26 protein-coding genes are annotated in these 20,000 nt (G+C 59.0%); 16 read left to right on the top strand and 10 right to left on the bottom strand.

What is annotated here, in order from left to right:
• Positions 1–27 precede the first annotated feature (27 nt).
• Complete coding sequence (locus ACEN84_RS21405; protein ID WP_413709847.1) at positions 28–1,065, bottom strand: phytanoyl-CoA dioxygenase family protein; 1,038 nt, start codon at positions 1,063–1,065, stop codon at positions 28–30.
• 121 nt (positions 1,066–1,186) lie between these two features.
• On the opposite strand from ACEN84_RS21405, the gene ACEN84_RS21400 reads away from it, so the two are divergent.
• Positions 1,187–1,522 carry a hypothetical protein gene (locus ACEN84_RS21400; RefSeq protein ID WP_413709846.1) on the top strand — a complete coding sequence of 112 codons (336 nt, stop codon included), beginning with the start codon at positions 1,187–1,189 and terminating at the stop codon, positions 1,520–1,522.
• Between the two features lie 391 nt (positions 1,523–1,913).
• Complete coding sequence (locus tag ACEN84_RS21395) at positions 1,914–3,638, top strand: peptidoglycan D,D-transpeptidase FtsI family protein (protein ID WP_413709845.1); 1,725 nt, start codon at positions 1,914–1,916, stop codon at positions 3,636–3,638.
• A gap of 167 nt (positions 3,639–3,805) precedes the next feature.
• Here ACEN84_RS21395 and ACEN84_RS21390 read toward each other — a convergent pair whose 3' ends face one another.
• Positions 3,806–4,075 (bottom strand): hypothetical protein, encoded by a 270-nt coding sequence (locus tag ACEN84_RS21390; RefSeq protein WP_413709844.1) that lies wholly within the window; start codon positions 4,073–4,075, stop codon positions 3,806–3,808.
• Between the two features lie 205 nt (positions 4,076–4,280).
• Positions 4,281–5,213 (bottom strand): phosphatase PAP2 family protein, encoded by a 933-nt coding sequence (locus ACEN84_RS21385; RefSeq protein WP_413709843.1) that lies wholly within the window; start codon positions 5,211–5,213, stop codon positions 4,281–4,283.
• 442 nt (positions 5,214–5,655) lie between these two features.
• Between ACEN84_RS21385 and ACEN84_RS21380 the strand changes: the two genes are divergently transcribed.
• The 4 genes from ACEN84_RS21380 to ACEN84_RS21365 all read left to right on the top strand — a co-directional run bounded on the left by ACEN84_RS21380 (position 5,656) and on the right by ACEN84_RS21365 (position 7,797).
• Positions 5,656–5,898, top strand: a complete 243-nt coding sequence (locus tag ACEN84_RS21380; RefSeq protein ID WP_413709842.1) for a hypothetical protein — start codon at positions 5,656–5,658, stop codon at positions 5,896–5,898.
• Positions 5,876–7,213 (top strand): AAA family ATPase, encoded by a 1,338-nt coding sequence (locus tag ACEN84_RS21375; protein WP_413709841.1) that lies wholly within the window; start codon positions 5,876–5,878, stop codon positions 7,211–7,213. The genes ACEN84_RS21380 and ACEN84_RS21375 overlap by 23 nt, the downstream gene beginning before the upstream one ends.
• 177 nt (positions 7,214–7,390) lie before the next feature.
• Positions 7,391–7,603: a hypothetical protein gene (locus tag ACEN84_RS21370; RefSeq protein ID WP_413709840.1), complete on the top strand. Its 213-nt coding sequence runs from the start codon at positions 7,391–7,393 to the stop codon at positions 7,601–7,603.
• Positions 7,600–7,797 carry a hypothetical protein gene (locus ACEN84_RS21365; RefSeq protein WP_413709839.1) on the top strand — a complete coding sequence of 66 codons (198 nt, stop codon included), beginning with the start codon at positions 7,600–7,602 and terminating at the stop codon, positions 7,795–7,797. Before ACEN84_RS21370 ends, ACEN84_RS21365 begins: the two co-directional genes overlap by 4 nt.
• A gap of 125 nt (positions 7,798–7,922) precedes the next feature.
• Here ACEN84_RS21365 and ACEN84_RS21360 read toward each other — a convergent pair whose 3' ends face one another.
• Genes ACEN84_RS21360 through ACEN84_RS21350 form a run of 3 tightly spaced genes read right to left on the bottom strand, consistent with a single transcriptional unit; the run spans position 7,923 to position 9,901 of the window.
• Positions 7,923–8,681: a hypothetical protein gene (locus tag ACEN84_RS21360; RefSeq protein WP_413709838.1), complete on the bottom strand. Its 759-nt coding sequence runs from the start codon at positions 8,679–8,681 to the stop codon at positions 7,923–7,925.
• Positions 8,678–9,196, bottom strand: coding sequence for a hypothetical protein (locus ACEN84_RS21355; RefSeq protein ID WP_413709837.1), 519 nt, complete (start codon positions 9,194–9,196; stop codon positions 8,678–8,680). The genes ACEN84_RS21360 and ACEN84_RS21355 overlap by 4 nt, the downstream gene beginning before the upstream one ends.
• Positions 9,197–9,199: 3 nt before the next feature.
• Complete coding sequence (locus tag ACEN84_RS21350; RefSeq protein WP_413709836.1) at positions 9,200–9,901, bottom strand: DUF4145 domain-containing protein; 702 nt, start codon at positions 9,899–9,901, stop codon at positions 9,200–9,202.
• Between the two features lie 516 nt (positions 9,902–10,417).
• Between ACEN84_RS21350 and ACEN84_RS21345 the strand changes: the two genes are divergently transcribed.
• The 8 genes from ACEN84_RS21345 (at position 10,418) to ACEN84_RS21310 (ending at position 14,023) form a co-directional block, all read left to right on the top strand.
• Positions 10,418–11,203, top strand: coding sequence for a hypothetical protein (locus tag ACEN84_RS21345; protein WP_413709835.1), 786 nt, complete (start codon positions 10,418–10,420; stop codon positions 11,201–11,203).
• A 247-nt stretch (positions 11,204–11,450) separates the two neighbouring features.
• Positions 11,451–11,765 (top strand): hypothetical protein, encoded by a 315-nt coding sequence (locus ACEN84_RS21340; protein ID WP_413709834.1) that lies wholly within the window; start codon positions 11,451–11,453, stop codon positions 11,763–11,765.
• 12 nt (positions 11,766–11,777) lie between these two features.
• Positions 11,778–12,089 carry a hypothetical protein gene (locus tag ACEN84_RS21335; RefSeq protein WP_413709833.1) on the top strand — a complete coding sequence of 104 codons (312 nt, stop codon included), beginning with the start codon at positions 11,778–11,780 and terminating at the stop codon, positions 12,087–12,089.
• A complete protein-coding gene (locus tag ACEN84_RS21330) occupies positions 12,086–12,613 on the top strand; it encodes a hypothetical protein (RefSeq protein ID WP_413709832.1) in 528 nt (175 codons plus the stop codon). Before ACEN84_RS21335 ends, ACEN84_RS21330 begins: the two co-directional genes overlap by 4 nt.
• Positions 12,606–13,154 (top strand): hypothetical protein, encoded by a 549-nt coding sequence (locus ACEN84_RS21325; RefSeq protein ID WP_413709831.1) that lies wholly within the window; start codon positions 12,606–12,608, stop codon positions 13,152–13,154. The genes ACEN84_RS21330 and ACEN84_RS21325 overlap by 8 nt, the downstream gene beginning before the upstream one ends.
• A complete protein-coding gene (locus ACEN84_RS21320; protein ID WP_413709830.1) occupies positions 13,147–13,326 on the top strand; it encodes a hypothetical protein in 180 nt (59 codons plus the stop codon). Before ACEN84_RS21325 ends, ACEN84_RS21320 begins: the two co-directional genes overlap by 8 nt.
• Positions 13,319–13,816, top strand: coding sequence for an HK97 family phage prohead protease (locus tag ACEN84_RS21315; RefSeq protein ID WP_413709829.1), 498 nt, complete (start codon positions 13,319–13,321; stop codon positions 13,814–13,816). The genes ACEN84_RS21320 and ACEN84_RS21315 overlap by 8 nt, the downstream gene beginning before the upstream one ends.
• A gap of 9 nt (positions 13,817–13,825) precedes the next feature.
• Positions 13,826–14,023: a hypothetical protein gene (locus ACEN84_RS21310; protein WP_413709828.1), complete on the top strand. Its 198-nt coding sequence runs from the start codon at positions 13,826–13,828 to the stop codon at positions 14,021–14,023.
• 1,963 nt (positions 14,024–15,986) lie between these two features.
• Here ACEN84_RS21310 and ACEN84_RS21305 read toward each other — a convergent pair.
• A complete protein-coding gene (locus tag ACEN84_RS21305; RefSeq protein ID WP_413709827.1) occupies positions 15,987–16,334 on the bottom strand; it encodes a hypothetical protein in 348 nt (115 codons plus the stop codon).
• Positions 16,335–16,553: 219 nt separating this feature from the next.
• The gene (locus ACEN84_RS21300) at positions 16,554–16,727 is read right to left on the bottom strand and encodes a hypothetical protein (protein WP_165402647.1); all 174 of its coding nucleotides are present in this window, start codon (positions 16,725–16,727) and stop codon (positions 16,554–16,556) included.
• Positions 16,728–16,928: 201 nt separating this feature from the next.
• Here ACEN84_RS21300 and ACEN84_RS21295 point away from each other — a divergent pair, with 201 nt between their 5' ends.
• Together ACEN84_RS21295 and ACEN84_RS21290 are read left to right on the top strand one after the other, a co-directional pair.
• Positions 16,929–17,147, top strand: a complete 219-nt coding sequence (locus ACEN84_RS21295; RefSeq protein WP_413709826.1) for a hypothetical protein — start codon at positions 16,929–16,931, stop codon at positions 17,145–17,147.
• Entirely contained in the window at positions 17,148–19,355 is a 2,208-nt protein-coding gene (locus ACEN84_RS21290) for a tape measure protein (protein ID WP_413709825.1), read from the top strand.
• A 7-nt stretch (positions 19,356–19,362) separates the two neighbouring features.
• Here ACEN84_RS21290 and ACEN84_RS21285 read toward each other — a convergent pair whose 3' ends face one another.
• The gene (locus ACEN84_RS21285; RefSeq protein WP_413709824.1) at positions 19,363–19,686 is read right to left on the bottom strand and encodes a hypothetical protein; all 324 of its coding nucleotides are present in this window, start codon (positions 19,684–19,686) and stop codon (positions 19,363–19,365) included.
• A gap of 115 nt (positions 19,687–19,801) precedes the next feature.
• Positions 19,802–19,996 carry a hypothetical protein gene (locus ACEN84_RS21280; RefSeq protein ID WP_413709823.1) on the bottom strand — a complete coding sequence of 65 codons (195 nt, stop codon included), beginning with the start codon at positions 19,994–19,996 and terminating at the stop codon, positions 19,802–19,804.
• Between the last annotated feature and the right edge of the window lie 4 nt (positions 19,997–20,000).

The raw sequence follows: 20,000 nt of genomic DNA, 5'->3' as shown, positions 1-20,000 counted from the left end.
CTGCCGGCTGCAACCGCAGCGTTGCATTCAGCGAGGGTCCAGCGGGCTTGCGGTGCCGACATCCTTCCAGATCTGCCGCCGCATCCCGAGCTTGACCATGCAGTCCTCGACAAACCAGCCGATGACTTCCTTGCGGCCACGCACGAAAGGCAGGATGGACGTGTCGAGGCTGACGACCGGGAGAAAGGGGTTCGGCCGCTGCGACGCATAGATCTCTACGCGCACGGAGGGGCGGACCGACTTACCGCGTGCGTGAAAACCGAAGGTATCGCCGACGACCAGCGTGTTAGCGGGCACGGCAAACTTGGTGGGTTGGGGCAGGCGCAGGAGATGAAGGTCTTCGGCCGGGATACGGAAGGAGCCGTTGTCGCCACGCTTGGAGGCAAGAATGCTTCTGCGCTTATGCCAGGCGAGCCGCCTTTTCGTCAGCTTGTGCGACCCTGCGACATAGGTGAAGGGGCCTTCGTCCTCAGGTACGTCATAGAGGAAGAACCAGGCCTTCACCGTGGAGTGAAAGGTATCCATGTGCAGGTCGGTCTGCGGATCCTTGCCCTTTCCTTCGTCCGTTTCGGAGCCGAATATCGTCTGGATGCTGATGACCGGCTCGGCCTTGAAGCCGCCGATGTAGCGAAGCGGATTGCTCCAGGCGTTGCTGTCGACCAGCGCTCGAATGGCCGGATAGTCCCGCAAGACCTCCGGCGTCAGCGAGAGGCGGCGCGTCACTGCCTTGCCCTGTGTCATCTCCCGGGCCGGCGCGCGCAGCGCCTCTACCTCGGCACGAAGTCTGGCAAACATTTCCGGCGGCAGGAAATTGCGTCTCTCGATATAGCCATTCTCGGCGAAGAAGACCTGTTCGGCCTTCGGGATGAGATCTGAGAGACGCTTGCGCCGGGCAGCAGCAATCTTCGCCGCCGTCTTTACCCTCCAGACATGCAGGCCTTTCCTATTCAGCCGGACGCTGCCGAGGATAGGGTTTTCGATGAAGCGCTTCTCGCCGGTGACGATCTGCAGCGCATAGACAGGGAGCATCAGAATCTTGAGTGGCGTCCACTTCGGTCCCGGCATCATCCCCCTCCCGCGCTATTTCAGAGCGCGCTTAAGTTGACCTGAATTGCCAGCCGGTGCAAGCTTTGGAAGCGATGGGCCATCCATGATCCGTCGTCATCAGCGCAGCGGGCGGAGTTTCATGCAGCTCGATTGGAGCTATATCCAGGCCAACGGGGATTGGGCGGGGCATATGGTGGAAGCCATCGGCGTCGCCGCCGTCTTCGCGCTGATCATGCGGCTCGTCTTTCAGTGGCGTATGGCGCTGATGCTGGGACTCGCCTTTGCCGCCGGGCATTTTCATGGGCGGGAGAAGCGCGATTTCGAGATCAGCCAGCATATGCCGCCGCCGCAGCTTCGCGGTTACTTCTTATGGGAATGGAGCTGGGACCAGGCCACAGATTTCTGGCCAGCTGCTATTCTCTGCCTAGTTTTTCTCATGGCGGTCGGCTGGCCTCTCAGAGGAAACAGCGGTTGAAAGACCGCTGCCCGGCGCGGCATCAACACGGAGCATGCGATGGTACGCACTATGGCAATGTTCTTTCTGACTCTGCTTGCTGTGTCCTGCAACGCATCGCATGCGGTGCGCCGCCCATCCGTTGCCGATTACGAAATGATGTCCGATGCGCGGCTTTGCAGCGCGGTCCTCAACCGTGATCGTACGGTTCGGCTGGCGCGGGCGGCGCGTGGATTGAGCTGCTGAGGCGTGTTCACATTCCCGTGATCGTGAGCACCCACGACAGTCCATCGCCGCCCAATATAACAACCCGCATTCCCGGTTAAGGGTCTGTTAGGCTTAACGGCGCTAGCTAGGAATCAATCGCGGAAATAGCGCGCCGGCTTTTCCTCCGTGATCCCTGCATTGCCCCATGTCGATTATTCATGCCGTAACCTCCCGGAGTGGCCGGGTTGTCAGACTGACCTTCGGTTCCGGATCGCGCGAGAAGCGTTTGCGATCCAGTGGCCGCCGAGACAAGCAGACGCGATCGCGTATCTTTACGCTCGCGGGCGCTCTTCTCATGGTCTTTTCTACGATGACCGGAAAGCTCGTCTATTATGCGATGCTGACAGACGATGAGACGTCGAGCATCCCGCCGAACGCTATTGTCGCGTCGCGGCCGGATATCGTCGATCGCAACGGGCAGGTGCTCGCCACCGACGTCCGCACCGTCTCGATGTTTGCCGAGCCGATCCGCGTCGTCGATGCCGACGAGGCGGTGGAGAAGCTGACGCAGCTGTTTCCCGATCTCGATCGCAAGTCGCTCTACCAGAAGCTTTCCGACCGCAAGTCGCACTTCACCTGGCTGCGCCGCCAGCTGACGCCGAAGCAGCAGAGCGAGGTTCTGGCGCTCGGCCTGCCGGCAATCGGCTTCCGGCCGGAGGTCAAGCGCTTCTATCCGGCAGGCCGCACGGCCGCGCATATTCTCGGCTATGTCGATATCGACAATCACGGTGTGGCCGGCATGGAGAAATATCTCGATAGCCAGGGGCTATCCGACCTCGCCTCGACCGGGCTTGCCAGCGACAACAGCCTGGAGCCGGTGAAGCTCTCGATCGATATCCGCGCCCAGAACATCGTCCATGATGTCGTGACGGACGCGCTGACCACCTATCAGAGCAAGGCGGCGGGGGCCGTCATCCTCGATATCCATACGGGCGAGGTGATCGCCATGGCCTCGGCGCCGGATTTCGATCCGAACGACCCGAAGGCGACGGGCGGGGAGGGTTGGCTGAACCGCATGAGCAACGGCACCGACGAGATGGGCTCGGTGTTCAAGACCTTCTCGATCGCCATGGCGATCGACACCGGGACGGTGAAGCTCAGCGACAGTTTCGATGCCAGCGCGCCGCTGCATTATGGCGGCTTCACCATTCACGACGACCGCGACGTACCGCGGCGTGTTCTGTCGATCCCGGAAATCTTCCGCTACTCGTCGAATATCGGCACCGCCCGGATGATGGACAAGGTCGGCATGGATATCCAGAAGGACTATCTGACCCGCTTCGGCCTGCTGTCACGCATGCAGACAGAACTGCCCGAGGTGAAGGCGCCGAGCCAGCCGAAGGTGTGGAAGAAGATCAACTCGATCACCATCGCTTTCGGCCATGGCGTGGCGACGACGCCGATGCAGACGGCGGTCGCGGGTGCGGCGCTGATCGACGACGGCAAGCTGATCGAGCCGACCTTCTTTCCGCGCACGCAGGAAGAGGCGGAAAAGACCGAATCCCAGGTGGTCAAGAAAAGCACCAGCGACACGATCCGCTATCTGTTCCGCCTGAACGGCGAGCAGGGCACCGGCCGCGCCGCCGATGTTCCGGGCTTCCATGTGGGCGGCAAGACGGGGACGGCCAACAAGGTCATCAATGGCGTCTATTCGCACAAGCTGAGCTTCAACTCGTTCCTCGCCGCCTTCCCGATGACCAACCCGAAATATGTCGTGCTGTCCTTCATCGACCAGCCGCTGACCGGCGTGCACAACCTGAACCTGGCCGCAGAAACCGCCGCCCCGATGGTGCACGACATCATCGCGCGGACCGCGCCGCTGCTCGGCGTCGAACCGGATTTCGGGCAGAACCTGCTGGCGGGCTATTGAGAGATTTTGGAACGGCCACGTGATCTCGTGGAAGCAGCGTGACGTCAATCGGCCGCCCGACCCCATTCTTAAGTTAATGGCAGTCGCGTTCTGTCCGTGCCTTTATATCATCCCGGCCTGGATGCAAGGCGGGAGAGCGATTGGGGCTCAAGAACGAGGCTGCGTCCTCAATGGACTGACACGTCGTCGTCCTCGACGAAGGAGGCGATGCCATCGCGGGCAATCGTCGCCAGAAACTCGTCGAAGGCTTCCCTGTCGGTCGCAAACGGCTCGTCCCAGCGAATGAGATCCTCATTCTGCGTGACGACCTCCATCGTCCAGTCTTCCTGGCTGCCGGCCTTGCGGAAGATATCGACGAGCACGGTGATATCTTCCTCGGTGAATTCGCCGGAGAGTTCGGAATGTTCGAGCTTGGGGGATTTGGGTGGTTTGGTCATGTCTTAGCCGTGGGCTGTTCGATGGAATCGGTGCTGGCCGACTTGATGGCAAGCCTTGTGAATTGGACCGCGTCTTCAAAGGCCACGTGCCCGCAGTGAACTGCACATATGACATAATCGGGCGAAAACAATAGCGAGTTTTAGATTGCCGCCGATCAATTGCCGAGCCGAGGCTCACGGACCGTTGCTTGCGGCCAGCTGCGCATCAAAGAGCAGGAGCGCGCAATCGCTGATGCCTGTGATCATATGGTCGTCGGACGAGCATCAGAATAACTGAAATGCTCAGACCTGCGACACCCACGCCGGCGATGACATCGACCAGATAGTGATTCGAGACGACCATCGCCGAGAAGCCCATGAAGATATTGAGTACGAAAAACGGGTATCGTATGGCTTTGACATCCCATGCCGCCCATCCGCAGAGCACTGCGATAGCCGCGTGCATCGAGGGGAATGTCTGTATGCCCGTCGCGCGGGCTAGGCTGAAGACAAAATTCGGGTTGTCATGAACGGCGGTAAGCTCACCCATGAACTGGATCGCTGCCTTGGGATCCAGATTCTTGAGATTGCCTAGATCGTAGCCATAGTGAGTATGGGTGCCTACTGCCGGATACCATATCGAAATCGCTGCCCCAATAAAGATCATCACCGCACTGCAGGTCACCATCTGATAAGCTCTGGCGGTACGTCCAGCCAGGACAAGCAACAGGGGCAAGATCGACAGCTGCAACGCGAAGCTCGCATAGGCTACTGCGAGCAGGCGCGCCAGAACAGGCTGGCTGTCGACGATTGAAATCAGGGTGTACCAATTCCATCCTAGCGCGGCGTCCATGGCGCTGAGTTGAGCATCTGCCCATGGCATTTTCGGGTATACGGCGCAGTAGACGGCCAATCCTTCTGGCAGGATAAAAAGAAATCCGCACACATAGATTTCCAGGCCTGATCGAAGAAGATCGAGTCCTTTCCTCGTGCATGTATAAGCAGCAGTCGCTGCTGTGATGGCTATGACCGCTGTCAGAGGCAACTGAACGGCATGATCTGACCTCATCCCCGAAAAGGAAACGAGCGGCAGGACGATAGCGTAGGATAAGCCTATGAGAATGAGTAGCGTGATGCGCGATCGGGAAATCTCATCCATGCTCTTAAGCCAACCGTGATGCTTGATGCTGGTGTGCACAATGTTCCAGTACAACCTAGGATTCGTAAATTAGATGAATATTGATTGAATATTCGCGTATTAAATGTGGCTTCGCTTGTGTCGCAGGGGAGAAACAGCCGAATGCCGATCGGCATCCCATCGAAGAATGTCGCGAGAAAGATATTGGAAAACATGGTGGGCCCGGAGGGCGGACCACTAGTACCGAAGATCAATGACTTGGCGAAAAGTGGGACCGGATTTTATACCGGTGCTTTCCACGCATTTTCGCCGTGAAAGTCCCACCGCCATTGAGCGGGCTAGGGCAGGGGGCGGCAAGCGATCTTGCAACCCCAGTTTGTTTACACTGAAATCCCGTGATTGCCAAATCCAACCAGCCTGCTGGCGTTCGTCGGCGGGCCGTCCAACCATGGAAAGGAGACTTATGCAGATCCTCGCGATCCGCCCGGAAAGAGGGCCGGGAAACACTGTTGCCCGCTTCGACGTGCAGCTCGACGGCATGCGGCTCTACAACATTGCCTTGAAGCGCGGCCAGGCAGGCTATCGCGTCTTCGCACCGTCAGCCTTTGGTATCGCCGTCGTCACCTTCACCCCCGAAACTGCATCGGCACTGATCAGTGCCGTCCTGGGAGAGATCACCGCCAATGACCGCAAGCACGCAGCCTGACACCGAATGGACGCGCGGCGACCGAGTGCGCCACGGCATGTGGGGTGGAGGTGCGATCATCGCCCTCAGTGATGGCCGTGCAATGGTCAAATTCAATGACGGCGAGATCCGGTCGGTTGGTGTTCAATATCTCAAGAAGCCGTGGCCGCTGCCGCATCCCCCTGCGAATGACAACGAGCCAACGGAACCACAGGCATCGCCACCGTCGCGCCAAGCTTCCCCTGCGCCAGCACCACAGGCGATGCCCTCCCGCACTATAGAAGTCATCACTCCCTCGGAATGGCACGGCCTGCCGGTTCCGGAACGGGAATGGTATGTCGACGACTTGATACCGATGCGGCAAGTCACAATCGTGTACGGTGACGGCGGCACGGGCAAATCGCTATGGGCGCTCCAGGTGGGCGCTGCAGGAGCCATGGGTGTTCAAACGCTCGGTCTTACGCCCGAGGCGGGACGAACGTTCTACCTGGGCGCCGAAGATGAGGCAGACGAATTTCACCGCCGCCTTATTGATATCACGCACGCTCACGGCAAGCACCTCAAAGACCTTTCAGATTTTCGCCTTGCGCCGCTCGCCGGCATGGATGCCCTCCTGTCCATTCCTGATCGAACGGGTAATATGCATCCTACGCCGCTCTGGACCGCAACAGCCGACTATGTGCGGGACTTCAAGCCGAACCTCGTTGTGCTGGACACGGTGGCAGACCTTTTCGGCGGCGATGAGATCAAGCGCGGCCAAGCAAGGCAGTTTATTGGTATGCTCAAGGGCCTGGCGATTGAGGTCAACTGCGCCGTGATCCTGCTGGCTCATCCTTCCGTCGACGGCATGCGCACCGGCACTGGCTCATCTGGTTCGACTGGGTGGAGCAACAGCGCCCGCTCGCGGCTGTATCTGACACGGCCAGAGGGCAAGGAAGCCGACCCCGATTTGCGCATTCTGAAAACCATGAAGATCAATTACGGAAAGGTCGGCAATGAGCTGAAGATGAAATGGCACGAAGGGGTATTCGTCCTCGATGACGGCCGCCCGAACATGGGCGCACAAATGCTCAACGCGAAAGCGGAGCGAGTCTTCCAAGATCTGCTCTCCGCAATCAATCGAGGCGGCGAGCGAGTGGCGAAGACCAAAGGCACTAACTACGCGCCGAAGATCATGGCAGAACGACCGGACGCGGAGGGTATGTCCGTTTCCTTGCTTGAGGGGGCTATGCAGCGTCTTTTCGTGGCAGGCGATATTAGGATCGTTACCGAAGGTCCGCCGTCGAAAAGACGGCAAAAACTCGTGCTTGCGTCAGAGGATTTCGGACCCTCGTGATTAGGGCTTCCACCCTTCCTTCCACCCCCCCTACCACCCCTGTTCCACCCCCTGTTCCTTCCACCCCCTTATACCCCCGTCGGGGTGGAACACCCCTGGAAGGGTGGAAGCCCTTCCGGTGTTCCGACCCCTTAAGCCCATCAACCCGCAATCGAGGAGAAGAAAGCGAATGAACGTATGTTTCCACTCACCCCCTATATCGCCGAATATTCCGTCTTCGTGAAGCAGGGCGACGGCAAGAGCAAACGCGAATGGCGCTCCTGTAAGGTGCTTGGCGTGACTATGGTCGACGAAGCGCCGAATTACCTGATCGAGATCTACCGCAGCGGCACGTCCAGCCTGACGACCGTGGACGAGGTCAGGCGCAACGAGCGCGGCAATCCGCTATGACCAGCCTCGCCACCGAACTCCACGCCATCGCCGACCGGATCGCCCGGTTGGAGCCCAGCCATCGAGATCCTCACCGGTACTTTGAAGAGAAGTCCGAGCTCGTCGACCAGCTGCGGCGGTTGGCCAGCTCGTCGACGTTGCCAGGCCGGCTGCGGGCGGCCAATGATAATCGACCGAACAGGAGTGCCGTTTGACCAATACCAACATTAATCCCGATCGCCCGCTGCGAGGCCGGCGTCTATCTTGGCGCGAGTTCACGGTACTGACAGGGCGGCCGAAGCCGGACTTCGCCAAGCTGGCGGCGAATGATAACGAGCCATCACACGATCGCGATGATCTCGGCCAGCAAAAGGTCGAGCGAGTTTGAGGCGTCAACTTGGGCGATGGTGGGCAGCACCTCTTTACGACGGATCTGCGAATGCAGGTGCAGATCCGCAATATTCCTGGAGGTAGTGTTAAGGTTCGTGAGTTCCCGCTTAAGCGTCTGGCCGCCATAGTTGCTGGCCACTTCCGCGAATTTTTGGAAACCGAAAATGGGTGGTACGTGGTCAACGATAGCTCTGGTCAGCATTGCCATCGCAAGATAACTCTCTGTCGCAAACGCCAGATTGAGCTCCTCGCATAGCCTAATTAGCTTGCTTAGATCGAATTTGTCGGACTGGATGCCGCGGAGGGCCTCGATCCTGGCTGGGTCGACCACAGCGCGCGACGTGAGCGACAACTTTACCTCGCGGCGCCCTGCCTCGGCACCTAGCGCGTTGACTTGCTGAGGTACGGTCAGTTTCGTGATTGCAACGCGGCTAGGCAGCCTGGATAACCAGTTGAGATGTTGGTCAATCTTGATCTCAGCAAGCCCACGCGTGAACTCGGACGGCATATCAATGATCGATCCGATATCAATCAAAGGGAGAGCGGCCCATTCAGCCGCGTATCCGCTCTCCGGAAATTGGTCAACGATCCATTGCTGAACGCGCGCTTTCCAACCGGCCGCCGTCATGTTCACTTGTAGGGGCTCACCGAATTTAACCTGAGTTTTTAGTTCGGCGCCCAGCTGAGCAATTTCGTCAAGGCCTTTCATGCGATGGCGCTCATAACGACCGAAGGGATCCACTTTCCATTTAGGGTCGAATAAGCGCCGCCAACGATGCACAGGGCGGACAACACCCCCAGAATAATTGCGGCCCAGTTCGTGACGTCTAATGCTCGTATGTAGCGACTTTCACCAACCCATTGCTCCGGATCCCAGAGCATCGCTTTATTAGCCCAGCTGTCATAGTTCTCGCTGTGCATGCTCCAATTGAGCCATGCCGCCATGCCTGAGGCTAGGGTCAAGATGATGCCGGCGACGAACCACCAAACGGTCCACTGATACTGGGCGAGAGCATCAGGCTTTCCGGCCAAATCGCTCAGAAACGTGAAAAGGCCGAATAAAGCGCCGCCATGGACAAGCAAGAGACTGGCCAAGAGCCATCGCCCCCATTGTGCTGCAACGTCGAACGTGGCGCGCTGCATCTCCTTGTAGTCTTTATAGACTACTTCGGCGACTTCCGGGCGGGATTTCATGAACTGCTTTGTCGGGCCTTGGTCGGTCATCTCCTACTCACCCCGCCTTTCGCGTCGTCGAGCTGCGGCGATCTCCAGCTTCTTTGGTGCGGTGTAAAGCCGTTCCAGTAGGTTGAACGTGAAGTCTCGCAGATCGAGGGCCTCGTTTTCTGTGAGCGTTCCATCGTGCGCACCGTCGTTGCCGTCTTCCTTAATGGAGTCGGCAAGTTCTTCGAGGTCTGAGGGCAGCAGTCTGTTCTTGAACATCCAATCTAAGCGCAGCCCGAGCGAACGCCTTATCTTAGCGTTCGGCTCTTCCCCATCGGGAGGAAGCATGGACTTGGTGGTCTTATCTACAACAAGCCTGAACATCGCCCCAGCTGCGTTCCAGCAGCGGACGGAGACGCAGGTTGAACCCTCATCATATATCTTCTCAAGATCGTCAGGAATATGCTCGGGAGGAGCTTCGCGATCGCGGTCTTTGAGGCTTACGTAATCTCGGACCTTCATATGATCGTTCAGATAACCTCCGTATTTCACAACGCCTTGGTTGTGATCTCTAAAGTTATCGCGAACGTCGAATGCTCGGTTTTCCAGCACGAACACTGTGGAGCGATGGCAATGGCGACAAACTGCAAATGCTTCGAAATGCTCGACCCAGCCTGCTTCATGAAGTCCCAAAGATTTTTGAGCAGTGATATCGAAAGTAACGTGGTCTGTCGCACAGCGCGGACAGTAAGCTTTGAGTAGCGACATCGGTATATCCATGATTCGAGTGGATCAATGATGACAGAGTGCGACTTGCGCTTGAAGTGGCGTCGCCACTGTCCACAACCCGGCTGAGCCCCACCGGAGGGGCGGTCGACTCTCTAGGGCCACCACCCTGAGGACCGGCGCGGTCCCATAGCGTTAGTGCTAATACAGGAAATTGCCTCCCGACCGGGGGCATCGATATCTCTGGATTGCTCCGAAATCGGGAAACGGCGATGGCCATTTTCGCGCATTTTTCCAATTCAAATGTTGAGGGTCGCGCTTGCGGGCTCTCCCGCGTGCGCAAGCGCGCATTGCGCACGCGCACGAGAAATCATTGAGCTTTTTGACCTCACACGCGCTTCGGATCACACTTTTCTCACTTTGTCAACTAGCATATTGACAAATTCGTTATGATGCATTACAAGTAGGAGATGGACCAACGAGTCCGACGCCGATCCGGCGCATAGCAAATACGAGCCGGGAACCGGCCAGAACAAGACTCCAGACTTGGAGCCGTTTTTGTCCCTACCTACCAATCTGAGAACATCGTCGGCGCGGGCTGATGCCGAGCGTTGGGCCGACAAGTACATTGCCGACAACGACAATACGCCGCCTAAGGGTCGCGCGCCGGTGCATCGTGGCGGAAGGCCAGCCTTCAATTGGGCGGCAAAGCAAGATCGCATAGGCGCCGCCTGTCTCTGGATGATCGCGCGTCAGAGGCTCCCCGGTTCGATGGTTGCCGCTAACGATAACGAGCCGACGCAGGGCGGGCTTGAAACCCGCAGAAATGGCACCGCACGAGGCAAGACAAAACCGAAGTCCAGTCTGGGCGCGCACCTCGATCTCCCGGCTGCAGTCCGGCGCCTTGGTGACGCAGAACCCATTTCTGTGGAGCCCTGCGGCTACACCAGGCTTGATATTCTTCCGCAAAACGTCATCGACGAGCTCTCTGATGATTTCCTCTCATTTGGCGCATGTGGTGACGCAGTCGCGCCCGGGGCCTCGTTCATCGGCGCGGAAAGTGGCTTGGGGACGGCCAGGCCTGGCAAGTCTAAGGGCTCGCCTCTGAAAGCCGAAGAACTGGCCTTCGAAGAGCCGCCGCCGGACATCGATTACGTGATCGAGCTGCTTATGGCGCGTGCGAACGTTTCTGGCATCGGCGAAGCCTTCGGCGCCACCGGCCGTTACCAGGATCGAAAAGGCGCTGCGCTGCTGACGAAGGCCATGGACTGGGCCAAGGCGCAGATCTCCGCGCGCAGCCATTTTCGATCCTATGTTACAAATCCTGCTACGTCATTTAGCTAATAGATGAATGGTAGCAGTGGATACTCGGGCGCCTCGAATGAGAGGCGCCTTTTCTTTTCCTGCCTTCGAAATCAGGGCTGACCGCGGATGTACCGGCAGCTCAGTAATTGCTGCCGAGCCGTAGTAGTCTCCGGCGGCGATCGGGCTATGAGCGCGCCTCCGGGCGCCGCTCGCCTGCCCAATTCACGCGCCCGATGAGCGCTCTTTTTTTGGCCTATCAATTCGCGAAATTCCCGAAAGGATTACCATGGCACTCACCACGCCACTGATTACCGCTGGCTTCGTTGGCTCGTTTACAAGCCGCTGGGCCTCGCTAGCGCTGCCAGGCAAGCAGCTTTGGAGCGAACGCGGCGCGCTACCTTACACAACAACCAAAACCGCACCTGAGCCGATTGGCGACAGCGGCGATCCGGCCTTCACGGTCTTCTCGCCGGTCGACGTGCTCATTGCGATCGGCAAGGCGCCGAACGCTGCCACTGAGCCGCTCTTCTTCCTCCCTGCCAACACCGAACGCAGCTACTACGCCCAGCCGGGTGACAAGCTGTCCGTCGCAGCAGCCTAAGGAGTTTCCCAAATGGCATTTTCTGGTTTTCGAGTGGTCTGCGGCTACGCGGGCTCATACCGTCGTGACAAGTCGCAGGCGATCCTTGGCAAAATCATCTGGGCGGAGACCCCGGCGACTGGCGTGGCCACCACCAACGGCGCACCGGCAGACTCCGACGCCTACGGGCAGCCGTTCTTCCGCCTCCGGTCTTCGGTCGACGCATACGTCTCTATCGGCACCGCGCCGAATGCGAATGCAGAGCCCCGTATCTTGGTCCCTGCAAACACCGATTACGACGTCTTCGCGGGCGGGGGCGAGAAAGTTCAATGGGTGGCAGCATGAGCCCAGTGGAAACGATCGCACAGCTGCTCGAAACGCACGTTGGCTTCAAGCGCAGCCGAGTTCTCCAGGTTGCCCGCGCTCTCAGCGAAGGTGGCCTGATCGCCAGTGGCGGTCCAGGCCGAGCACCCGAATTCAGTCGCGATGACGTCGTCGCTATTCTGGTCGGCGTCGCCACCGGCGCCAAGATTGAGAGCGTGGCCGAAACCACCCGCGCGGTACTTGCCACCACGCCAGGCGGCGCCGACGTCCGCTCTGCGCCGCTCTGCATTCCCAGGAATGCGGAGATCCAGCTGGCCGTCCTCGCTAGCATGTCTCTTGCCGGTGACAGCCTCGAAGGCCTGACGATCGAAGTGGTGCACGGCTGGCCGGAAGTCGCGCTGATCTGGGCCGACGGCAAGGTCCAGCGCTTCCAGGCGGCCGGATCGGTAGCCAATAGCCAACCCAGCAGCAAGAGCCGCGTAGCAGCGCGGATCGCCGGCGACGACTTCGCCAGTTTCATCAAGGAGGCCACCGCCCATGGCTAAGCCATTCATCGTTCCGACGCTCAGCGAAGCCGATGCCGAGTACGGCATGCTGTCCGAGCGTTACACCGCACTGACCAACGAGCTTGCGGGGATTTCCCGCGAGGCCGAAGAGCTAGAAGCGGACATGCGCGCTCGTCGAGCTCCATCCATTCGCCCAGGTGTTGCGGAGCTGATCGGCGAGGCCGTCGATCTTACGCTGCTGGAACGCCCACGGCGCCTGCGGGAGCTTCGTCAGCGCGCCGGTGATCTTGAGCAAGCCGCAGAGATCATTCGCCGCCGTCGTGACGATCGCCTCAGTGCTGCCAGCCTTGCGGCGTGCAAGGCCACGAAGGCCGAGTACGCTCGCCGCATCGGCAAGTTCGTCGACGCACTACAGGTTGCCAAGGCGGCTTACGACGCAGCCGAGGAAGTGCTCGACGCCTTGGAACGCGAAGGCGCCCAGATCGGCTATATGCCGCCGGCGCGGTCGTCCTTCTTCGCAGGCGCCGAGAACGGTGTGACGCGGTTCGTTTCTGAGGCGTGGGGGAATTCGAATGTCTAACCGGCGCGAATATGAGGCCCGTCCGGCGGGCACGGGACGCAAGGGCGTTCGATCCATCAAGCTGCCAGGCGAACAGCGTCACGTCGAGCGCGCCGAACCTGCCGAAGCCATTGCGCGGCGGCTGGCGATCTCGAAGCGCGAGCGCGATCTGAAGGAGCGCACGGGTGGCTGAGATCAGCGGCTATGCCATTCAATGGGGACAGCCGGCAGTCATTGCCGGCCTGTTCGAGGAGAGCTTCGCCCGCGGCGCGTTCAACCAAAGCCTGCTTGATCATCCGGACGTCGTGGTCCTCTGGGCGCACGACCCGAGCCGCCCGCTGGCTCGCGTCTCGAACAAGAGCCTGACCGTCAGGTCCGACAGCATCGGCCTCTGGTACTCGTTCAAGCCCGATGACAAATCGCCTCTCGGGCAAGAAGCGCTGGCAAGCGTCGGCTCCGGCCTGGTCAACGAGGTGTCAGTCGGCTTCTCCTCGATCGAGGAGGAGTGGAACGATAGCGGCCGCATTCCAAAGCGCACCATTACCAAAGCGTTTCTTGGCGAAATCAGCATCGTGCTGTGGGGCGCCTACGGCAGTTCGACGAGCGCGGAGCTGGTAGGCCGATCCACAGCCGCCAGCAAGGCTGAGGCCGCAATGCGTCGGCGCGGCATTTCAACCAAGTAGGAATACAGCATGCAGATCACCTACAAATTCCAGCTCGGCGACGTCGTCGAGACGCGCCGCGGTGAGATCGGCAAGATCGTCCTGGTCTCGGCTTGTGAGAGCCGTGACGGACGTGAGGACCACTACCGCACATACAAAATCGTCGACGATGACGGCAGCCATGTGTGGACGCCGGAATTCGGCATCAAGCGGGTGATCGGGTGGTGAGCGACGGCGGCAAGGCCGGGTGACAGACTACCGCTCGCCCCAATACCAGCATGCGGTCCGGCTTTATCAGGATCCAAGGTGGCGGCGCATGCGTCGACGCCATCTGCAGCTTCACCCGCTTTGCGAAGTGTGCCTGGAGAGCGAAACAGTCGAGCCGGCCTCTGTCGTGCATCACCGGCAGCGCCATGACGGGATCGAGGCCGTGTTCTTCGACGAAGGCCAGCTCCAGTCGCTGTGCTGGGATTGCCGCAATGCGCTACGGACCGCCCCGGAGGGGCACATCAGATCCTTGCCGTCGCGTTCCTCGTGGGAACGGTGACGGGGATTTGCACGCATTTTTCCAATTCAAAAGTTGACCCTCCGCATTTGCGGTTGCCGTCGACGCGTTTCCCAAGAAAGGCCAATCAATGGCAACCCCGGCGCCCGTTATCTGCTTTGGCCGCGAAGGCAAGCCCTGCCGGCGGAAGTGAGCCTACAAAGAGGTCGGCGCCGGTCGGCCCTGTCGGTCTCGATCAGACCGCTTTCCTCGGCGAGGAATATTGTCTTGAGGCCGACATTGGTAGGGGCAGCCTTCAAGGACCCATCGCTAAGATGGTTCAGAAGGTTCATCAGGCGAATGGAGAGCCGTTTCATGGGTGGCCAACTACGAATTTGGATTATCGTTCAGTAACGCCAGATCGCCGTTGGCTCAGGAACAGCTTGCCGGCAGCGGTCAACTTGTAACGCCGAGGTGAAGGTTCTTTTTCTGCCTCGATTAGCCCCTGGATCCTGGCGAGTGTTATTGCCTCTTGCCATGCGGCTGGAGAGGCCGGCAGATAATGGGCGGTGTCCAAGCCTTCTAGGAAGCGAACGAGGTGAGCATCTATCAGCCGTCTCATGTCGTGTAATGTTGATCTTGGTGGAAACTCGCGTCTAAGCTATAAGGTGCTCGACAACAGTTCCCGACCGGTCCCCACCGCCCAGTCATCGCCGCCCGCGTGTCGCAAGGAGGTCGTTGATTTGCATTTCCTCTTCACGGGTCAATGGCCCGGCAGCCAGCCAGTTTAACAAAAGCCTTATCCGGTAGAGCGATTGGCGCGGTGTGTTCCCAGATCTCAAATCTGCGGTGATCTGATCCCTCAGCAGGCCTTCTATTCTGTTCACTTTGTTCTCCGACGCCGTTGAAGCCCGCTAAAGCGCAATGCTCTGCGGGCTTCAGCAAGCTCAGATGCAGTCGGGAACGGTCCCCAGGAACCAAACTACTTCTGGCCGAAGCAGTTTGCTCACACATAGACAGCACTGGCGAGTGAATTTAATTGATGTCAGATTTCAAATTAAAAAAATATTCCAACATAATCTGGGGTAAGGTGCACAATTAAAATCATTTTCGGGTTGGAGCTATGCGAATGAAATCTCTTTTCCCTGGGTTCTCGACAAGGCAGGTCGTCGTTTTCATGATTGAGACGAGCATCGTTACTGCGGGACTGCTCGTTGTTGTCGGCATGATGATTTCGTTCATGTACGCCAGCTAGGGCGTCCGTCCGCTATAGGGAGCGTAAAATGCCAAATGAAAAAGCTGTTGCGGACATGAGTGTCGAACAACGAGAAGCACTACTCAGCGCTCTATCAAAGCGACTTAACTGGTCCGCGTCCATTGCAAACCACGAGGGTAAGCCCATCTGGCGGACCTTGCACGCGCTCAGTGAGAGGCTGCGTCGAGATGGAATCGAGATCGCTAGTGGCACTTGTGATGCATCGTCTGCGGCGGTCCAAGAGGCTATCGAACTTCTGGCCGAATTTGAGATTGGTCGTCCACCGGATGCATCCACTGTCCATTGATGCCCAGCGCCCAGTCGGGATGATCAGCTCGCGCTTTGAAACCGATGGCGGTCATGTTCCCGCTGGTAAGCATCACCGGCTGGGGTGAGTTTGCAGCGAGGTTTGAGGCTTCGATCTTCGACTTGAGCGGCAATAAGGCACAAAGTTAACGATCCTCAATGCTGGACGTGTCGTCGGCAGAGGGAAGGGTTCCGTGAACGCGGCGTCCCCTGAGCGGCGTTATACCTTGGGTCGCATATCGATGCAGGCCCGTGACGTGAATCGAGTTCGGCGCCCTCAGGGGCTTACCGAAGTTCCGCTCCAGGGCACCAACCAGATGCGCCGGCTCACGAATGCCTTGGTAGAAAAGCCTGATTATCAGTTTGGACGCAACATTCAGTTCACCCGTCAGGCTCCTCGATATGTCGCCGCTGTAGCCGCTGCTGGCGAGTACACCGTTCAGCATCTTCAGGTCTTTGGTTGCGAGACTGGTTGTGTCGATCGTGGAAGACATGACGTCCTCCTTTCGGTCAGGGCGAAGCTAACAGCTTCAATCAGCAGCGCCCGTTCCATGGCTGCCGAGACGTTCAACCTGCGCTTAATGTTGGAGGATAGCAAATGAATTCACCGAGAGTGATTCTTTTCGCTCCCGCGGCATCGTCTAACTGGCGACGCCGTGCCGGAAGGGGTGACAGCTATTTGCGTAACACACCGCTCCTAAGGTTCCGCCGTTTCACCCCTTCCAGCCACGGCTCCGACAAAAATCCTCAGCCGCCTCGTACGCACTAGGTTTATCAAAGAAAGGCCCAAGGAAGGTGAGCTTGCCGCGAAAGGCTACGACCACGCTCCGCGTCGAGCTGTCGTAAAAAACAATCATGTCTGGCTCGTAAGGGATGGTGCTGGGCATGAGCCGCTCCGCGCCTTCGCGAGAGCTCAATTATCTCCCAGCCGCCGAGTTATCGACGATAATCAGAAAATAGAGCCCGTCTCAGAAAAGTCTAGCGCTGCTCCCATCACGCCCCCACCACCCGCCAAGAATGTGACGTCTTCCGGTAGCCGGTAGGCGCCGCTTTTTCTTTGGCCACGCCCAAAAATCAAGGAAACAGACATGGAAGATACAGCAACGGGCAATCAGCCCGATCTCTTCGACGTGGCCAGAATTTCGGCCCGCAGCTCCGCACTGGACCTCATTGGCACCGTGCCACCTGCCATAATCGCCGACGCGTTCATTTCGCAGGGCCTCGCAGCCTGGGCGGCTGACACCGGCCGGACCGATGATGCGGCGCGCATGCTCATTGCGTGGGTTGCCATCCGGGATGCCGCATAAATGGCAGCGCAAGACCTTGAACGCCTCGTCGTCCAGCTGTCCGCTGACATCACCAAGTTTGACCGCGCCATGGCGCGCGCGTCAGGCACCGCAAACACGCGCATGAAGGCGATCGAGCGCCGAGCGGTGGCAATGAACAAGAATCTGTCAAGCTCGCTCACGGGCTTTGGTACGGCCTTGGCAGGGGCTTTCACCGTGAAGGGTGTCACCGACTTCCTGGACAGCTTCACCAAAATCCAAAATTCTCTCAAGGTGGCCGGCCTTTCGGGCAAAGAGCTCGATACCGTCTACAACCAGCTATATGCCTCGGCGCAGAAGAACGCCGCTCCGCTGGAAGCGCTTGCCACGCTTTACGGCCGCGTCGCCATCAACCAGAAAGAGCTCGGAGTTTCCTCTGAGCAGGTTTCCGGCCTGGCTGACACCGTCGCGAAGGCGCTGAAGGCTCAAGGCTCAACCGCTGAGGAAGCCTCTGGCGCGCTCCTGCAGCTCAGCCAGGCGCTGGGCTCCAGCAAGGTGCAGTCCGAAGAGTGGGGCAGCCTTCTTGACGGCATGCCTGTCCTTCTGCAAGCGGCTGCGGCCGGCATTGAACAGGCGGGCGGCTCGGTCTCGAAGCTGACGCAGCTGGTGAAGAGCGGGAAGCTCAGCAACAAGGCGCTGTTTGACGGTATCGCCGCTGGCGCGAGTGTCATTGATCAGAAGCTCGCCGGCTCGGCGGAAACGTCCAGCCAGTCGCTCAACAAGATCAACAATGCGCTCACGAACAGCGTGGGCAGGTTCGGCACGGCTGCCAATGCTTCGGCAGCCTTCGGCAACGTGGTCGACCAGATTGTCAGGTATCTCGACAACGTCAATTTCGACCATCTGGCGCAGGAAGTCGCGCACATTGTCGAGATCCTCAACACGGCAACGGGCGCAGTCACGGGCTTCCTGGCGAAGGCCAGCGAGGCAGCGGGCATCGATGTCAGCAAGATTGCCAACTCCATTGTGCCGAAGGCCGGCGAGTCGAGCGGCGACTACTGGTACCGCGCGCTCTATGGCACGTCGCGCGCGGCAGACATGCTCAAGGAGAATGCTGAGCAGCGACTTGAGATTGAGAAGAAGATCAACGAGTACCAGACCAGCCCGTTGAAAGACTCTCCGCTGGTGAAGCGCGAGATTGCCATGGAGCAAGCCAGGATGGCGGCGCTGACTGCAGGCACGCGCTTCGAGCAACCGCAGCGCCCGATCAGTCCGACGCCCAAGAGGCCGGTCCAGGGACCGAACAAACCAGCCTTCGTTGCTCCCAAGGTGAACATTGAGGACGAGAAATATAAGCCAATTGGCGGTTCATCTGGATCCGGCCGCAAGCGTCTCGACGAGTACGCGCGCGAGGTAAAGCAGATCACCGAGCGCACCGCTGCACTCAATGCGCAGACTGCCGCCCAGGCCGAGCTCAATCCGTACGTAAATGACTTTGGGTACAACGTGGAGAAGGCGTCGACCGCGCAAGACCTGCTCACCGCCGCACAGAACGCCGGCACGGCGGCAGGCAAGGAGCTGAAGGACGTCCAGCAGCTTCTCAGCGGCAAGTTCGACGATCTGTCGCCGAAAGCCAAGGAGCAGGCCGTGGCAATGCTTGCACTGGCCAGTGGTGCAGGCGAGGCCGTTGCCAATCAGGAGCGCCTGGCCGACGCCCAGGACAAGCTCCGCCAGAACATGGAGGATTGGCGCGACGTCTCGAAGGACGCGACCAAGGGATTCATCCAGGATCTGGTAGAAGGCAAGTCAGCTGCGGACGCTCTCGCAGGCGCCCTGCAAAAGCTTGGCAACAAGCTGCTCGACCTTGCGATTGACGGGCTCTTTGGCACATCCGGAAGCAACAATTGGTTTCCCAGCCTGTTTAGCAACGGCGCCAGCATTCCAGGTTTTGCAACCGGCACGCGGTCCGCTCCTGGCGGTCTAGCGCTTGTCGGCGAGCGAGGGCCCGAGCTTGTCAATCTGCCGAAGGGCTCGCAGGTCATGCCGACGCTGCCGAGCATGAAAGCATTGAACGGCGGCGCGGCTGGATCTTCGCAATCTTTCACCTTCGCACCGGTGATTGACGCTCGAGGAGCTGATGTTGCCGCGGTGGCGCGCCTTGAGCGGGTGGTTGCTAAGCAGCAGGCGGAGTTCTCGGCCAACGTACTTAAGACGGTGAATCGGGGAAATCGACGGCGGCTGTTGGACTAAGCGCGCGTCACTTGGCGGCAGGAGCGATGGAAAAGCACCATTGCTCCTGCGAGTTGACGAAGCGCCGAATAGCGTCGAGCTTGGCTTTCTCGGTTGTGTACTGAGGCTCGGCGTATGCTTTGATGATCTGGTCGCGGGCTATCTCACGCAGATGATTGAGCGATTCCGCGACCTTCATCTGGTCCGACATTCTGAACCCGTCCTGCCGTGCCCGCATGGTTGATTGCGCTAGTTGCCCGATCTGCTCACAGACGTAGTCGCTTTGCGTCTGATCAGCTTTCGCGGGCAGGGTGGCAAGGCAAGCAACGGCGGCGGTTAGGAAAAGGCGCATTTGATCCCCCAGGTTGCGGGCACAATGCCACAACGCGAAATGGAATCAAGACGCAGAAAGGCCCGCCGAGTGGTGAGCTCGACGGGATTTTAAAAAGGGTCTTAGGGCCTGCTTGTCATAGGTCTTCGATACTCCGCAGCAAATCTTCTAATAGTTCGCGAACTGCTCCCTTGCTTGCTCCGAGGCGCGTTTCGAATTCGGGCAGGTCGATGCCGTTGCACACCTCATTCAAGGCATTGCTGAGAACATAGATCTCGTCAGAGCTGAGGCCGACGATCGCGCCGCCCGCTTTGTGTTCTATTATCTTCATCGGG

The organism is Rhizobium sp. Rhizsp82 (assembly GCF_047325115.1).
Lineage (GTDB): Bacteria > Pseudomonadota > Alphaproteobacteria > Rhizobiales > Rhizobiaceae > Rhizobium.
The sequence above is the reverse complement of the archived record's forward strand: the minus strand, read 5'-3'. Positions and strand labels throughout refer to the sequence as shown.

Excerpts from the sequence above, each read along its gene's own strand:
- ACEN84_RS21400 (WP_413709846.1), top strand. The coding sequence starts at position 1,187 with ATGCAGCTCGATTGGAGCTATATCCAGGCCAACGGGGATTGGGCGGGG.
- ACEN84_RS21370 (WP_413709840.1), top strand. The coding sequence starts at position 7,391 with ATGTTTCCACTCACCCCCTATATCGCCGAATATTCCGTCTTCGTGAAG.
- ACEN84_RS21375 (WP_413709841.1), top strand. The coding sequence starts at position 5,876 with ATGACCGCAAGCACGCAGCCTGACACCGAATGGACGCGCGGCGACCGA.
- ACEN84_RS21385 (WP_413709843.1), bottom strand. The coding sequence starts at position 5,213 with ATGGATGAGATTTCCCGATCGCGCATCACGCTACTCATTCTCATAGGC.
- ACEN84_RS21335 (WP_413709833.1), top strand. The coding sequence starts at position 11,778 with ATGGCATTTTCTGGTTTTCGAGTGGTCTGCGGCTACGCGGGCTCATAC.
- ACEN84_RS21285 (WP_413709824.1), bottom strand. The coding sequence starts at position 19,686 with ATGCGCCTTTTCCTAACCGCCGCCGTTGCTTGCCTTGCCACCCTGCCC.
- ACEN84_RS21405 (WP_413709847.1), bottom strand. The coding sequence starts at position 1,065 with ATGCCGGGACCGAAGTGGACGCCACTCAAGATTCTGATGCTCCCTGTC.
- ACEN84_RS21360 (WP_413709838.1), bottom strand. The coding sequence starts at position 8,681 with ATGAAAGGCCTTGACGAAATTGCTCAGCTGGGCGCCGAACTAAAAACT.
- ACEN84_RS21290 (WP_413709825.1), top strand. The coding sequence starts at position 17,148 with ATGGCAGCGCAAGACCTTGAACGCCTCGTCGTCCAGCTGTCCGCTGAC.
- ACEN84_RS21320 (WP_413709830.1), top strand. The coding sequence starts at position 13,147 with ATGTCTAACCGGCGCGAATATGAGGCCCGTCCGGCGGGCACGGGACGC.
- ACEN84_RS21325 (WP_413709831.1), top strand. The coding sequence starts at position 12,606 with ATGGCTAAGCCATTCATCGTTCCGACGCTCAGCGAAGCCGATGCCGAG.
- ACEN84_RS21310 (WP_413709828.1), top strand. The coding sequence starts at position 13,826 with ATGCAGATCACCTACAAATTCCAGCTCGGCGACGTCGTCGAGACGCGC.
- ACEN84_RS21390 (WP_413709844.1), bottom strand. The coding sequence starts at position 4,075 with ATGACCAAACCACCCAAATCCCCCAAGCTCGAACATTCCGAACTCTCC.
- ACEN84_RS21350 (WP_413709836.1), bottom strand. The coding sequence starts at position 9,901 with ATGTCGCTACTCAAAGCTTACTGTCCGCGCTGTGCGACAGACCACGTT.
- ACEN84_RS21365 (WP_413709839.1), top strand. The coding sequence starts at position 7,600 with ATGACCAGCCTCGCCACCGAACTCCACGCCATCGCCGACCGGATCGCC.
- ACEN84_RS21395 (WP_413709845.1), top strand. The coding sequence starts at position 1,914 with ATGTCGATTATTCATGCCGTAACCTCCCGGAGTGGCCGGGTTGTCAGA.
- ACEN84_RS21340 (WP_413709834.1), top strand. The coding sequence starts at position 11,451 with ATGGCACTCACCACGCCACTGATTACCGCTGGCTTCGTTGGCTCGTTT.
- ACEN84_RS21295 (WP_413709826.1), top strand. The coding sequence starts at position 16,929 with ATGGAAGATACAGCAACGGGCAATCAGCCCGATCTCTTCGACGTGGCC.
- ACEN84_RS21305 (WP_413709827.1), bottom strand. The coding sequence starts at position 16,334 with ATGTCTTCCACGATCGACACAACCAGTCTCGCAACCAAAGACCTGAAG.
- ACEN84_RS21380 (WP_413709842.1), top strand. The coding sequence starts at position 5,656 with ATGCAGATCCTCGCGATCCGCCCGGAAAGAGGGCCGGGAAACACTGTT.
- ACEN84_RS21330 (WP_413709832.1), top strand. The coding sequence starts at position 12,086 with ATGAGCCCAGTGGAAACGATCGCACAGCTGCTCGAAACGCACGTTGGC.
- ACEN84_RS21280 (WP_413709823.1), bottom strand. The coding sequence starts at position 19,996 with ATGAAGATAATAGAACACAAAGCGGGCGGCGCGATCGTCGGCCTCAGC.
- ACEN84_RS21355 (WP_413709837.1), bottom strand. The coding sequence starts at position 9,196 with ATGACCGACCAAGGCCCGACAAAGCAGTTCATGAAATCCCGCCCGGAA.
- ACEN84_RS21300 (WP_165402647.1), bottom strand. The coding sequence starts at position 16,727 with ATGCCCAGCACCATCCCTTACGAGCCAGACATGATTGTTTTTTACGAC.